This is a genomic window from Aliinostoc maniaoense (assembly GCF_058172895.1).
Genome location: NZ_CP187952.1, coordinates 4,004,035 through 4,018,983, shown reverse-complemented (window position 1 = coordinate 4,018,983; position 14,949 = coordinate 4,004,035). Strand labels below are relative to the sequence as shown.

Sequence of the window (14,949 nt, the reverse complement as noted above, 5' to 3'; positions counted from 1 at the left end):
TCTATGTAGTTTGTTGTAATGGACTATAACTGAGTCTCTTGCGGCACTCCCGACATTTTCTGAAACCTGCCAGAAACCCTTCCCAATAGCCAACAATGCCCCAAAATTTGATGAGATATTCAAAAACGATGACCTTCAGCCAAGCATCTGTATGCCCTTGTTGATAAAGGAGATGAATAGCAGGAAGTAGACGTATAACCCGTTGTCCCACAATAATTAGAAAACTGCTCAAAAGAGTAATTCCTAACCATTTGGGTGAGGCGAAGCATAACCAAACTAAACCAGAGGTTAAAAGAAAAGCTTCTAAGAATAACCTACTACCTACCAAAATTCCATGATTGAGCCAAATCCCTGCTTCGCCCCCACCACGAAAGTTTCGTCGAGCTTCTTTGCAAAAGGACTTTAAGCTTACATGGCGTTCCCAGTAACAACGGGGAATAGGCGCACAACCTACATAGTTGGTTATACGATGCAAAAGCAAGGCAAAAACCATATCATCTCCAGCCAGGGTTAAGTCCTCCGGATAGCCACCAATTTTCTCCCACAAGGACTTACGATAGGAAATTGCACGTGAAGAAGCATGGGCTTTGGGATGAGCAATAAATTTTAATCCGTTGAGTGCATATTCTACCTTTGCCCAATAACTTTTAAGGTCTTCACAGCGAACTTGCCAGCTACCCATGACTGCTTCTAGTTGTTTATTCTCTATTAAAGGTCGAGCAAGTTCTTCTAACCACTGGGATTCCCACGTACAACCAATATCTGTAGAAACAATAATCTCATGTTTTGCTTGGGCAATAGCTAAATTTCTCCCGCGAGCTACATTACAGCCTATTTCTTGAACTACCCGCAATGAATAAGGTTGACTTGGTTGGTAATTTTGTAGAAATTCCCATGTCCCATCTTTCGAGCCACCATCTACAATCACAATTTCGTCAGGTATATAAGTTTGTGCTTCCATTTGTTTAAAGAAAGCAGCACATCCTTGTTGATCATTTAATACAGTCGTGACCAGTGAAACCATCAGTTTAGCTGACGACATACTTCTACCCATAATTTCATATTTTGAGCCACATTTTTGAAATAACCTTTTAAGGAATCATCCCAAAGAAATCCTTCCTGCTTGGCTGACCATTCCTCAATTCTTTCTGCTAATTCGAGTGTGGCATTACTATAGTCTTGAGCAGGAGACAAAGGAGTTTCAAGGAGAGGTAACATATCATCAATGATTACCATACCTGCTAATTCATTCCAAAGGTCTTTATAAAGATTGTGAGGAGAGCGACGATGCTCAACAACAGGAGAGCCAACTTTAATCTTATGACCTACTGCTTGGGCGCACTTTTGCACAAAGAAACCACTGAATATATCACCAAAACGATCTAGTTTCATTCCTGCAACTGGATGACCCATTTTTACATAATAGTAAGCTGGGATAGCATCTCTAATAATGCCAGTATTTTGGGTATTTATAGGCATTAAAGTATTTTGGGCAAGTAAGTAGTCTTCTGCAAATTTTTCCTTAGCAACGCAACGAGTTACTAATCTTGTAGCGGCATCAACATCTGGATCTCCAGCCCAAAGCCCTGCATTAATGCCTACAATACCAGTAGAAATTTCAGCATCGATTTGCGAACATTTTAGTTGACGACGCTTATAAGGAAAGCCTCTGGCGTAAACGGTTTCTCCACTTCCCAACGAAGGACAATCAACTTCCATCATGGAACACAAATTAAACCAACCATCATTTCCAACTGCTGTGATGAGAGAAACTTCTTTACCGACTTGAGCATGACCTGATAAAAAAGGCCAATCATTCAGGGGATAGTTGTCGTCGTCAATGGCGATGATGGTATCACAGCGATCGCGGTAAGCCATTAGAAAACCAACATTGCGGCGGTTGTCAGTCTTCCAGGGAATTTGAGCAGCTAGCTCTGGGAAGGGTTTAAGAAATTCATTCTGCTCATCTACACCGAAATAATACCAAGGTAGCCCTTGTTTCGTGTACTTTTCTACCTTTTCTCTGCAACTAACTGGAGTTGAAATATCACCTACGACATAGAAATTGACGTTTTCTAAATCACCGTTATTTAAAAAGTGGTTATGATACTCATCAATAAAATCACCACCGTAGATAGTAGTTACAACAATTCCATACTTCATATTTTTTTTAACGAATTAGTGATTAGTTTAACTTCTGTAAGTAAATAGCCTGAAAGTATTCTTCGTCTACAAAATGCTTTCCAGGCAATAAATTTTCTGTATAGCCAAGGCTTGCTAAAAATTCCTGAAATTCAGCTAAATTAGTCCCAAAATCAGCCAAGGCAAATCCATGCACTTCAATTAACAGATTTGGTTTCCATTTCCTTAGCAATTTTTCTGCACCGCGCAGCACTTCTAATTCTGCACCTTCTACGTCAATTTTGATTAATTGAATAGGTAAGTCTATATTTTCCCAATAATCATCTAAACGAACATTCGCCACCTGGAAATTTCTACCATTATTATTTGCTGGACTTAGAGAAGCTGTAACAGCGACCTCATCTACAGGAATGTAAAAATTTAAAAATGGCTCAAGTGAATTTGATACAGCTTTAGTAACAACCTTTATCTGCTGTTCAACGCCATTTAAAGTTATATTTTTCTGTAACAAATTTAGATTTGAGGGAGCAGGTTCAAAGGCAAATACACTACCTTTTTCCCCTACAAGTTTAGCAGCATAAAGAGTATGTAATCCAAAATTTGCACCAATATCTATGAATGTGTCACCTGGATGTAGATATTTTTTCAGCATCTTTTGGACTTCTACCTCAGATGTTATATCCCAACGTCTGAGAGATTCATCTAATCTAATCGTTTCTCTATCTATTAAAACTGGGACACCTTTAAACTGATAACGTAATTTAAAAAAAGTATCTTTTATTGAATTTAATTTCATTGCTTTAAGTTATGAGTAAATAAAAATGTTTTTATCTATACTTAAATTAAAGTACCATAACCAAGATTACGTATCAGTTGCTGCTGGTATTCAATAGGATATGACGCTTGATAAGCGTAGGAATAGCGTGAACCAGTTAATCTACCCTGTAAACCAGCAGTGAAACGCTGCCAAAGATTCACCAAATTATATATTTTTGCCAGTTTTGACGAGTAATTATAAAAATCTATTTTAGATTTATCTTCCTTATCAAGAATTATTAATTTTTTATACATATTAATATTTTTAAGTAATTGAGATTCAAATATAAGCATAGTCATAATATCAACTTTAATATCTTGATTAATAAGTTGTTCTTTTGTTAGCTGCATAAATTTTATCCAGTCTTCTAACCTACTATTTACAGTTGTTCCACTATCAGTCAACTGTCCCATATTATGCAATCTATAAAGTACGAAGCTTTGATGATTGAATTGAAGTTTAGGATTCTGTAATAGCATCCTTAGTAAAAATTCAGCATCCTCAGCAGTGGTTAAATCTGTTCGATAACAACCTATTTTTTTAATAAATGAATGTCTAAATAAACAAGCTTGAAAAATAATAAACCAACCTCGTAAAAACCAGATAAGCGGACTCATTTGGACAGGTAATGGTCTTTGTTGTAATACATGATTTTCAAATTGAACTTGGTTATCATTTATATATACCTTTGCCCAAGGACAATAGGAGATATCAGCACCAGACATTTCTAAGGAGTTAACCTGGCATTCCAAATTATTTAAAGAACATAAGTCATCACTATCGAAAAACTGGATATAATCACCAGTAGCAATTCTTAATCCTGCATTACGTGCTGCTCCTGGTCCTTGATTATGTTGGCATATCAAAGTAACTTTATTTCCAAAAGACCGTATAACATCTACTGAATTATCAGTAGAACCGTCATCTATTACTATAATTTCTTTTGATTTTAGGGTTTGTGATAATATATTATCAAGTGTTAATCCAACTAGCTCTGCTCTATTATAATTAGGAATAATAACTGATACTTTGGGCATATAAATTATGCTAATTAATGAAAGTTTTCTAATTTTTAGAACTACTATTCAAAACTTGGGCATACATATCTATATATGATTGACGCAATACTTGCCATTCAAAATTAGTTTCAAACTGGTTAAGATTTTGCTGAATAATATACGACTGTTTATTACTATCTTCAGATAAATTCTGAATATTATCGCTTAAATACCCAGGCTTTGTCATATCGACAAAACAATCTTCACATTTAACAATCCATTTTGCTGTTGCATGAGGATGTAGTAATAGAGGTAAACTAGCTCCCATAGCTTCACATAAAACTCTACCGAAGCCTTCATAAAGTGAGCATAGAACCATTAAATCTGATAACCAAATTAATGAAGGTATTTGTTCGTAAGGAAGAGTTAAAAACTGATAATTTGCTTTTGGTAATAATTGTTTAGCTAAATTTTCTAATTCCGGGGTTTCACTGTCTCTTTGCCCTGCCATTATTAAATAATATTTTTTAGGATCTAAATGAGAAAATTCTTTAATTAACCAATCAATACGTTTATGAGTAGAGTTTAATGCTGCTAAACAGACAACAGTATATGCGTTTTGAGGAATATCATATTTATGACGAAATTCATTTCGATTAAAATAATTAGGACTCACTAACCTTTTTTTATCAAAGCCGTAAGGAACTAAAAAGTTTTTTTCTGCTGAAACTTTAGCAGATATGGCATCTTTATAATGAGATAGAGCTACTTGTTGAATAGCATCGAACTGATCGCAATAATGCGGCTCATAAGGAGCACCGTTGGACAATAATAGTTTAAACCTTAAGCGAAATATTTGTCTTATCTTTAATAGAAATTCTCCTAGTGTACTATCACTAAAATGAATAATATCATACTTATTTTGTAGTAATGAAGGTAGTAAAGAATAACCAAAGCTCAGACATTCATAACGGTAACGATAGTAAGCATTTAGTTTGTTAAAGGGAAAGAAGTTATATAATTTAGATGTTCGCTTTAAAGTGGGCATAACGCGGACATTTATATCCGGTTCCCCTGAGCCTTTTAACAAATTTACATAAAGATTTGATTCAAGGCTATTAAATAGTTCTTTTGAAAAACTTTCAAATCCTCTATATATATGATCCAAGCCTGTGCAAGCAATAGCGATTTTCATGTGTATATTTACGCGGTTTTGTATAGATTGGGCTTTATTAATTAAAAATTGAATAATTTTTTTAATGTTGAATGAGATTAAATTAGCGAACGTAAAAATAGTCTAATACATGCAGAAACGAAAATTCTATCTCGAAATGGGTCAGGAACCTTTATAAATAAATTATATGCTTGTATAAAGCTATGCCATTTTTGAATTTTATTATTTTTTTTCTTTGCTAATAATTTTTGAATGACATAAATAGAATTTAAGCGAATATATTCTTGATTGATTTGATAGGCTGTTCGGTTATCAACCTTTTCTATAATTTCCTGTATTAGCTTTTTAGTTTCTTCTTGACTAATATGAGCTATTGTATTGCTTTTAGAGTCATTATGTAATCTAAAAAATGCTGTTTTCTGCTGAAAAATCTTAGGCGTTCCATATTTCATATAAATTTCGCTAAAAAATTTATGATCCATGCCAAATTTTCTAGAAATATCAAAATATGGTTTTTCTTTTACGTCCCTACTCCAAAAAACACCAGCTTGTCCAAAAGTTTGTCTAACTACAAAACGAGATAGATTAGCTGGATCTGCTTTCCAAAGCCATCCTGAGTCATTCAAATTATTAGCGCATAAAACTGATGACGCAAGCCACTTAAAATTTTTCTGAGAATTATAAATTAATGCTACTTCTTTAAAAACTGAAGGGAAAAAAACATCGTCACTATTTAAATAAGCACATATACTTCCTGTACTGTTGTAAAATCCTTTATTAAGAGCATCACTTTGACCTTTGTCTTTTTCACTAACCCAGTAATTTAAAAAAGGTGCATATTTTTTAATAATTTCAAGAGAATTATCTATACTCCCTCCATCAATAATAATATATTCTAGATTTGGGTATCCTTGTAGAAGGACAGAACGAATTGTTTCCTCTAGAAAATGACCTTGATTATAACTAGGAGTGACTATACTAATGCAAGGCCAATCTGAACCATCAGGCATTTTTTCTGGTAAAGGATCTGTTTGTTCTGTCCACGGCCAACCAGTTTTCCCCGGTGGTGATGCAGGAAGGTCTTTTAAACTTGGGCAACTCATGAATATCTTATTCCTCTATGTAATATATTTCTAGGTTTAACCTTTTGATCTAAGGCGATCGCTCTACCTCATTACAAAACCTGTTGATATAGCTCAATGTATCGTTTTGCTTGCAGTTCTAAGGAATATTCGGCGAGGGCGATCGCTCGACAATTTTCACTCATTGTTTTCCGTAACTGCTCATCTTCCAGCAATTGCACAATACCATCAGAAAAATCTTGCGTATCTTCTGGTTGAGCTAAATAACCTGTAATTCCTGGACGGACTAAATCAGATACACCACCTATTTTAAAAGATACCATTGGTGTTCCACAAGCCATACTTTCTTGTAATACCAAGGGTAAGTTATCAGCACGGGTGGGAAAAATGAATAAGTCAGCAGCAGAATAGGCGATTGATTTCAGGCGATCGCTACTCACATATCCAAGGTTTAAAGTTGGTATTCCCACTAAATCAGAAATTTTTTCGCTTCCATTACCCAAAGTCAGTAATATTGTTTCTGATTTTAACGCTTCAGGCAAGTTTTGCAGAGCTTTCACTAGCAAGTCCCCACCTTTGCGGGAATCCTTAAGGCTATCTGCACCAAACATTAGAACTTTTTTGTTTGGCGCAATACCTAAAATGTCCCGGCATTTTTCTGTATCTAGAGGCTGATAAGCATCTGTATCAATACCATTTGGGATATGATAAATCGGAAAACGCCTGAGCATACTCTTTTTCACCTGATCAGTCAGCCATTTACTAAGAGTTACTATAGTAAGACGAGAGTTACTGTAAACACAGTCTTTTAGTCTCCATTCCAGACTTGTGTTATCTCTTATTATTGCTGGATATGTTTCAGGGTAAGGACATTTACCACAACCTTGCTGCCAGCGATCGCAATCATAACTGTAGGCACAATGTCCGGTAAAGCTCCACATATCATGGAGAGTAAAAATAGCTGGTTTATTTTCCGTTAGTGCCGGAATCGCTAAGTAATTAAAATATCCTGTGTGCAGGTTATGAAAATTAATAATATCTGACTGAGTATAAAAATGATGCTTTGAAATATCAAATGTGCTTATCAGGTTGATGTAATTCAATCCCAACCTTACGGTCAAGCGGATTAATTGGTTCTCCCAGCGATATTTACGAGAAACAGCAGTAACACGCTCACTATCTGTTTTAACATTCCCAACTAGCAATTTTGAGTCAATGCCTTGTTGCAATAAACCTTGGTGAAGACGATAGCCTGCGATCGCTGCTCCTCCAACTATGTCAGACTGGTTAATGTGTAATATCTTCATACTGACGGCTTCACACCCTCCATATACAGAGAGTCCGGTTTATAAATAGAGCCATCAGCCTCACTATCTAAGTTAAAGCTAGCCCAATCTGGAATATAGCTTTCATAAGCAGTTCTGCGTATAATTCCTTTTAGTCCAGACCTTTCTAGTAGTAAAGATAATGAATAATGATCATACATCCATTGGTGAACTTCTCCACCTTGGCGAAACTGACCAATTTGCATTGCCTTAAGTTCTGTTGGGCTAAGGATAAGCTTTATAATTTCCTGATGGCGATATTTGCGATATCGAAATAAACGATAAATGTGCTTTAAAAATTTTACAATGCCACCCTTATGTGCAGAATTAGGAGAGACGGTTTGTTTTTGATCTGCTGTGATTATATTTTGAATTTCCAGTCCACAACGTTTAATTATAAATTCCTGATTAGAAAGCTTTTGACTAGTGAGGAAACTAAACATTTCACCCCCAGTCCGATTTCTCACCGTTTGGTCATACATTTCCAGAAGAATCCATTGGTAATTTGCTGCCCATTCTTGGGAACCAGCACTGGCTTGCTCAAGTGCGTGTAGATACGTGCGGGTGATTTGTTCAAGATCTGGAACGACTACTCTTAAAATTCCTTGAGGACGTAAAACACGATAGCACTCTTTTAAAAAATGTTCTGCTTCTATTTTAGAAAAATGTTCTAAAACATGAGAGTGGTAAACTACATCAAATGATTGATCAGGAAAAGGTATTCCCTGTTTTAAATCATAAGCAATCACACCTTGTGATGATGATACAAAATCAATATTAGTCCATCCAGTATGAAACCGACGACCACAACCAAGATTAGCAAGTTTTATCATTTTTAACCTTAAATTGACTTTTCCATCTATTAATTTTTGATATATCTATTTTAATTTCTGTGATTGATGGTTTTTCTATCCATTGTCTTATATAGTCAAAATCATCTCTTCTGGATGTGGGTATACCTGTATCAATAGCTATCTCTTTAGCTCGGTTATCAATTTCTAAAATTAGTGATCTTTTTTTCGATAAAAGGCATCTAATTCCGCCATGCAGTCTTGTACCTATATAATCAAAGTTGACTTCGGAATTTATAAATTTATCTAAAGATTCTAAGGAATGTTCAAGGATTACTAATGGTAAATTAAATTTAATTATATATTCTAAATCCTGCCTACCTTGAGGCCATACAAAAACTTCCTTATATTGGCTCACTAATAACTCAATTAACTTTTTATCTAAAGTAAGATTTTTTGAATAATCAGTAAGCATTAAAAGAGCATTTTCAGATTTAGCCGATGGAATTTCTTCTGATTTAATTTGGGACAAAGTCCACATAGTTGGACAACCAGTGTTGATAACATTTTTTATTCCAATAGCTTCGAGTTTATTTTTGGTATATTCATCTCTAACTGAGTGGATAATTTTATTAGATAAAGCAGTCTTCAAGAGAGTTTTTGTATAGAAGTTAGGATTTTCTTGGTATTGCCACCATCCAACTCCTAGTAAAATAGCATTTTTTATTTGAAATGAGTTAAATAAAGAGATTTTCCACTGTTTATATTTATCCATATTTGAGGATAAAAGATTTGTTCCTCCTACAAAAGTAAATGAACTATTTCTCATAATTTTGAGATGTTTTTTCTCTATCCAAGTCTGTGTGGAAATCTGGTTGATATCGCAATTACCAAAGATATTTTCTAATTCTCGAATAACAGCTTCTTGAATGATTAAATCTCCAAGATTAGAACTTGGTGAATTATTGTTATTTTCAATCCCTGGATCTAGTAAGCAAATTTTCATACAATTTTCTCTCAAAACCAAGTATTGTATTGTCATTTAAGTCATTAATAGCTATAAAATTATATTTTGGCTCTTCCGTAGTTGTTATGCTAAATTTTAGCCTCAAATTATTGATTTGCCTATAAAATGAAGGGTTTCAGGCGGTTAAAATCTAGATTTTCTCCCAAAAGCTAAAACGTCAAGATTAAAAGCTGTTTTTCTTGCCCAGCAAGGGATATAAGCTAATTTCTAGACGTTTTTAGCATAACAAGTAATGAAGAACCTATATTTTTAGCTTTTTGCGAAAGCATTCATTATTTTATTTATCATAGTTAAATCCATTTGTGAGGAATACAAACACTACCGTATTTACCATCCGAAACAACGGGATATCCTCTGATATGCCCTTGCTCAACTTCTAAAATAGTTGCTGCTTCTAAGTGGTCTTGTAACTCCCCTTGATTCATAATTGCTACATTCACACGATAGCGACCAGGAACTAAAAGCAACTCATTAATTTCGCAAATAATTTTTTCTGGATTTGATGAATAGTTTATGTCTTTACCAATATGGGCTGCACTATTAAAATTTGTCACAGCTTGGCCATACTGATTGTAAATGGTGAAGGAGCAAGACATTGTAGGTTGTCCGTTAGTGAAATAAAAAATGAAGCGAGCAGGACAACCTGTAGCTAATTTAGTTGATAAATCATCTTTACCTGAAAGTACATCAACTCTGGCAAGACGAATTTTACCTTTCCCTTTGCGGTCAGTTCTTTCTAAGAGATTAATAGATGCAGCTTGCTCAAGAGATTTTAAATATGTACTTACGGCTTCTGATGCAATATCATCAGCCATAACTTGGCCTTGCTTTAAGAGAATTCCTCTATCACAAAGGGTTTGCAATGTTCCTAAATTATGACTAACAAACAAAATAGTCCGTCCTTCTTTACCGACATCCTCCATTTTTCCCAAACACTTTTTCTGAAACTTGACATCTCCAACGGCAAGAACTTCATCTACAATCAAAATATCTGGTTCCAAATGTGCAGCTACAGCAAATGCTAGCCTCACATACATTCCAGAAGAGTAGCGTTTTACAGGTGTATCTAAAAACTTTTCTACCTCAGCAAAGGCCACAATTTCGTCAAACTTGCTTTTAATCTCTGCTTTACCCATCCCTAAAATTGCACCATTCAGAAATATATTCTCCCGCCCAGACAACTCACCATGAAAACCAGTTCCTACCTCTAATAAGCTAGCAACACGCCCTTTAATTTTGACTCTACCTTTAGTTGGTTCTGTAATTTTGCTGAGAATCTTCAATAATGTCGATTTTCCTGCACCATTATGACCAATAATACCAACTCTATCTCCTTGCTTAATCTCAAAGGAAACATCGTTTAATGCCCAAAACTCTTCTTCATAGATATGGTCTTTACTGTGTTTATTTTGGAATGGTTTAACTAAACCTTTAGCACGTTTTGCAATAACATCACGCAGTGTAATATAGCCCTTGTCCTGCTGGTGTCCAATAATATATTTTTTACCTAGGTTCTCAACCTTAATTACAGTGTCAGACATTAGCTATTTACTCTATATCTATATCAACAGTGTTTTATCAAATTAATTCAATGATCTAAGATTTACGCTAAATTACATCTGCAAATGTCCGTTCTGTTCTGCGGAAATACCAAATACCAGTGACAAGTAATAAAACTACCAGCATTAAGGATAGAACAAACCCTGGTAAATATAGCTTGGCTTCACCTCCGATAATTGCCCAACGAAAGCCATCAATTACCCCTACCATTGGGTTTAAAGAATAGATAAATCGCCATTTTTCTGGAATGACACTACTGCTAAATCCTACAGGGGAGATATACAAACCGAACTGCACAATAAACGGCACTATATAACGAAAGTCTCTATACTTAACATTCAAAGCAGCAAACCATAAACCGGCACCCATCGAAGCAGCAAAGGCAATACCAATAAACAATGGTAATGTCAAAATTCGCCAACTGGGGACAAAGTTATACCAAGCCATGAGAGCTAGTAGAATCATGCCAGAAATCATAAAGTCTACAAAGCTGACAACTACTGCGCTTGTGGGTACTACTAAGCGAGGAAAATATACTTTTGAAATTAAATTGGCATTGCTGATTAAACTGTTACTACACTCAGAAAGGGAATTGGCAAAAAATTGCCACGGTAACATAGCTGAAAACACCAGAATGGGATAAGGCGCACCCTGAGAAGGTAGTTTTGCTAATTGCCCAAACACGATTGTAAACACTACCATCGTGAGAAATGGACGAATTAATGCCCAAGCAATACCAATTGCTGTTTGTTTATATCTAACTAAAATGTCACGCCAAGCCAGAAAATAAAATAGTTCCCTATAACGCCATAAATCTTTCCAATATTGTTTTTCAGTGCGTCCAGCTTCAATTATTAACTCTTGCTTGGCAACACTTTTTTGACTATTCATGGTTATTGATTAAAGATTAATTTAAAAGGATCTGTCTCACTCAGAGGCGCAGAGAGAGGAATTAAGCCAGTAGTGACGTGTCTTTCTATAAATTATCTGGATCTACACCGAGCGATCGCAATCTTTGAGCTAATCTCTCAGCCCGTTGCCGTTCTTGTTCGGCTCGTTCCTCGAAAGTGGGAATCCAATTACCTGTAACATCATACCAACGCAGCCATGAACCTTCTGTTTGTTGATACTGCCCCCGCCAAACACTCAAGCCTAACTGTAATTCCTCAAACCAAAATTTCGGCTCTGAAAGTGCTACTGCTTGATATCGCATTCCTGTTAATTCAAACACGCGCAACAAATTTTGGTAGCGGTCAAACACAACGTAATAAGGAATGCGTAAATTCTGTTCATACACTTGCCATTTTGTCGGGGGTTTGTTGGCATCCCTTAATGTTTGCCCCAAATCTTCTGCTTCTGTACCTGGTGAAAGTAATTCTACTACTAAAAATGGTGCAACTGCTTCTTGCCAAACAACATAGCTGAGACGCATTTCTTGTTGTTGTTGAGCGCGAGATACACCTAATACTAAAAACCAATCTGGTCTTTTATGCCATAACCGATGGCGAGCATCGTAATATAAATTTAAGTCTGTACCAATAAAGATTTCTCCCATAGTGTAAGTTGATGGTTGACAGGTTTCCCTCAAAAGTTGGGGTTGGAAGTCATGAAATTCGTCGGGCAAACCAGGCTCCTCTGGATCTTCGCTGGGAAGGTCGTACATTGTCGGTAGGACTTCACTGGGGGGAAGAGGTGGGTCAGTTTGGTACATACCTGTTTTGATTGGCAGAATATCTACTTTATTGTATGTGAGGTGTGGTGATTTCAGACATTTATCGTTATTAAATCACATCTGCATACCTTTCCAATACTGCTGCTCGGTGCGCCCAGCTTCAGTCACCAACTCTGATTTAGAGCTAACATTTGTACTACTCATAGGTTATTGATTGAAGATTAATGTCTTGAAAAACTTTATAGGCTTAAGTTACAAATTGGAAACCGTTAAGACCTTTATAGGTAACATCCCTAGCACTGCGCCGAGTAAATTCACTTACAGAAGGATTTCCCTCAGCATGAATGACTCCTGTTGCTTGTTGCCATAGTTCTGGCGGTGCTAAGGAAATATCGTAAGTACGCTGATCAGATTTACGAACGTAATACCATTTAGTCTGTTGACACTGTTCACACCAAAAAGCTTCTAACCATTCTCCATCTATAGGAACGGCTGTTTGATTCGCTACTAACATTAAGGCATTCCTTCGACTTATACCTCGTTGTTGTAGTTGACCTGGTTGGTCAGCAAAGATTCTATATTTCTGACTGACGCTATCAAGATAGCAGCCATGAATCGGACAGTAAATCGCCCTGCGTTTTGAACGTTTCCGATTTCGGTCACACCTTCTCTGCAATTCCACCTCCTGTATAGATAACTATGATCAAGGAAGGCTAGTGTGGAGGGACTGAGATCAATAAGACCGTCGAAGCCCAACTCCTTAAAAAGACCAACAAAATATTCAATTACAATGATGAGTTTATCTCTTTCTGTTACGTATTCTGTAAATTTCAGGAAGAGATTTTACACTAAATCAAGAACTTATGGTTGAAATTTATGTGATTTCAATCAGGCTCTCAACCTCGTATTTATCTCATGAGAATTTTATACCATGTAGTTGAACATTTGTGTCTGTATTTATTTCATGTTTCCGGGAAATTACCAAACTTTAATAACCACAATATGGTTACTTTACATTACCTTCAGATACTTTCATGACTTGCTCTGATGATACTGCCTTTTGCAAAACACGTAAGTATTGCTCAGAGATGACTTTTGGTGTAAAGTGCGATCGCAAATACTGTCGGCCTGCCTTGCCCATGCGTTCACCTATTTGGGGGTCACGTCTGAGAAAGCGAATAAATTGCGCTAAACCTTCACCATCTCCATTGTCAAATGTGCTACCACATTTAGCATCAGCAACTATTTCTCTTAGATATGAAGACTGGGAGCAAATAGCAGCTATTGGTCGCCCAGCAGCCAAGGCTGAGTAAAGTTTGCTAGGGGCAACTAAACCCTCTGTAGTTGTATCTACACTCACTAATGATAAGTCACAAGCTGTTAAGGAATAGGGTAGTACCTGCTTATCTTGATAAGGTAAGAAAGTGAAATTGTTCAACCCTAATTCATTTACCTTCTTGATTAATTCCTTGCGTTTAGCCCCACCACCAATACAGACAAACTGAATCGGTTCATCCTGCAATTGTTTGGCAGCTTCTAACATTGTCTCGATATCATGGCAGCGACCCATATTCCCAGAATACAGTACGGTAAATTTGTTGACCAAACTATACTCATGAGCAAACCAGTTTTCTTCCTTGGGAATTGGTACGATTGCTTCTGGGTTAGCCCAGCTATGTATAACTGAAACTTTATCAGCCACTTCAGGACAATGAGCTACTATGCGTTGCTTCATCGCCGGGCTAAGTACGACAACGCCTTGAGAGTTTAACCAAACTCGTTTGTTAATCCCATTCCATAAACGCACCAACCAACTGCTCTGGGAAACTACCCCAAGAGCGATCGCAATATCTGGATAGAGATCGTAAACTATGCAGATATAAGGTAATCGAAATAGTAAATAAGCTAAATATCCTATAACTGGTAAAAATGGAGGGGCTGTAGTGACTAATAATATATTGTTACGCCGCGAGGCTCTGAACAGATGTAGTAAAGCCCGTAAGGTATATAGGACACCATTAACAGCTTTACCACGAATCCTCCCTGACCAGAGTTGAGCAGTGCGGGATCTCTGTATTCTGATTCTGTCTACCCACTCAATTCCTGGAGCTGTCTGAGATTGAAACGCATAGCCTGGTTGGCTTGTAAATACCTCAATATTTACTCCTTGTTGCCCTAGCTGTTTCACTAGTTCTTCAATCAGCTGTCCTGTAGGAGCATAATCTGGAGGAAAAAACTGATTAACAACACATAATTTAATTAGTTTGGAGGTTTTTATAGGATTTGCATATTCAGTTTCTATGGGTATGGAAATGGATTGTACAAATTTCTTATTAATCCATTCATTTAGTCTCATCGGCT

14 protein-coding genes are annotated in these 14,949 nt (G+C 36.3%); all 14 read right to left on the bottom strand.

Going from position 1 to position 14,949, the window contains the following annotated elements; translation table 11 throughout:
• Position 1 precedes the first annotated feature (1 nt).
• The 14 genes from ACPZ3T_RS17385 to ACPZ3T_RS17320 all read right to left on the bottom strand — a co-directional run bounded on the left by ACPZ3T_RS17385 (position 2) and on the right by ACPZ3T_RS17320 (position 14,944).
• Positions 2-1,024, bottom strand: coding sequence for a glycosyltransferase family 2 protein (locus ACPZ3T_RS17385; protein WP_490270721.1), 1,023 nt, complete (start codon positions 1,022-1,024; stop codon positions 2-4).
• A complete protein-coding gene (locus tag ACPZ3T_RS17380; protein WP_490270720.1) occupies positions 1,024-2,163 on the bottom strand; it encodes a hypothetical protein in 1,140 nt (379 codons plus the stop codon). The genes ACPZ3T_RS17385 and ACPZ3T_RS17380 overlap by 1 nt, the downstream gene beginning before the upstream one ends.
• Before the next feature lie 22 nt (positions 2,164-2,185).
• Entirely contained in the window at positions 2,186-2,938 is a 753-nt protein-coding gene (locus ACPZ3T_RS17375; RefSeq protein WP_490270719.1) for an FkbM family methyltransferase, read from the bottom strand.
• Between the two features lie 41 nt (positions 2,939-2,979).
• The gene (locus tag ACPZ3T_RS17370) at positions 2,980-3,996 is read right to left on the bottom strand and encodes a glycosyltransferase family 2 protein (RefSeq protein ID WP_490270718.1); all 1,017 of its coding nucleotides are present in this window, start codon (positions 3,994-3,996) and stop codon (positions 2,980-2,982) included.
• 28 nt (positions 3,997-4,024) lie between these two features.
• A complete protein-coding gene (locus ACPZ3T_RS17365; RefSeq protein ID WP_490270717.1) occupies positions 4,025-5,152 on the bottom strand; it encodes a glycosyltransferase family 4 protein in 1,128 nt (375 codons plus the stop codon).
• Between the two features lie 77 nt (positions 5,153-5,229).
• Positions 5,230-6,234 (bottom strand): glycosyltransferase family 2 protein, encoded by a 1,005-nt coding sequence (locus ACPZ3T_RS17360; RefSeq protein WP_490270716.1) that lies wholly within the window; start codon positions 6,232-6,234, stop codon positions 5,230-5,232.
• Positions 6,235-6,305: 71 nt separating this feature from the next.
• Positions 6,306-7,520 (bottom strand): glycosyltransferase family 4 protein, encoded by a 1,215-nt coding sequence (locus ACPZ3T_RS17355; protein WP_490270715.1) that lies wholly within the window; start codon positions 7,518-7,520, stop codon positions 6,306-6,308.
• Entirely contained in the window at positions 7,517-8,371 is an 855-nt protein-coding gene (locus ACPZ3T_RS17350; protein ID WP_490270714.1) for a class I SAM-dependent methyltransferase, read from the bottom strand. The genes ACPZ3T_RS17355 and ACPZ3T_RS17350 overlap by 4 nt, the downstream gene beginning before the upstream one ends.
• Positions 8,355-9,335 carry a polysaccharide pyruvyl transferase family protein gene (locus tag ACPZ3T_RS17345; RefSeq protein WP_490270713.1) on the bottom strand — a complete coding sequence of 327 codons (981 nt, stop codon included), beginning with the start codon at positions 9,333-9,335 and terminating at the stop codon, positions 8,355-8,357. Before ACPZ3T_RS17345 ends, ACPZ3T_RS17350 begins: the two co-directional genes overlap by 17 nt.
• 311 nt (positions 9,336-9,646) lie before the next feature.
• Positions 9,647-10,897 (bottom strand): ABC transporter ATP-binding protein, encoded by a 1,251-nt coding sequence (locus ACPZ3T_RS17340; RefSeq protein ID WP_490270712.1) that lies wholly within the window; start codon positions 10,895-10,897, stop codon positions 9,647-9,649.
• A 67-nt stretch (positions 10,898-10,964) separates the two neighbouring features.
• On the bottom strand, positions 10,965-11,807 hold the full coding sequence (locus ACPZ3T_RS17335; protein ID WP_490270711.1) for an ABC transporter permease: 843 nt from the start codon (positions 11,805-11,807) through the stop codon (positions 10,965-10,967).
• A gap of 85 nt (positions 11,808-11,892) precedes the next feature.
• Positions 11,893-12,627: a Uma2 family endonuclease gene (locus ACPZ3T_RS17330; RefSeq protein ID WP_490270710.1), complete on the bottom strand. Its 735-nt coding sequence runs from the start codon at positions 12,625-12,627 to the stop codon at positions 11,893-11,895.
• A 208-nt stretch (positions 12,628-12,835) separates the two neighbouring features.
• Positions 12,836-13,264 (bottom strand): hypothetical protein, encoded by a 429-nt coding sequence (locus tag ACPZ3T_RS17325; protein ID WP_490270709.1) that lies wholly within the window; start codon positions 13,262-13,264, stop codon positions 12,836-12,838.
• Positions 13,265-13,594: 330 nt separating this feature from the next.
• The gene (locus ACPZ3T_RS17320; RefSeq protein WP_490270708.1) at positions 13,595-14,944 is read right to left on the bottom strand and encodes a glycosyltransferase family 4 protein; all 1,350 of its coding nucleotides are present in this window, start codon (positions 14,942-14,944) and stop codon (positions 13,595-13,597) included.
• Positions 14,945-14,949 lie beyond the last annotated feature (5 nt).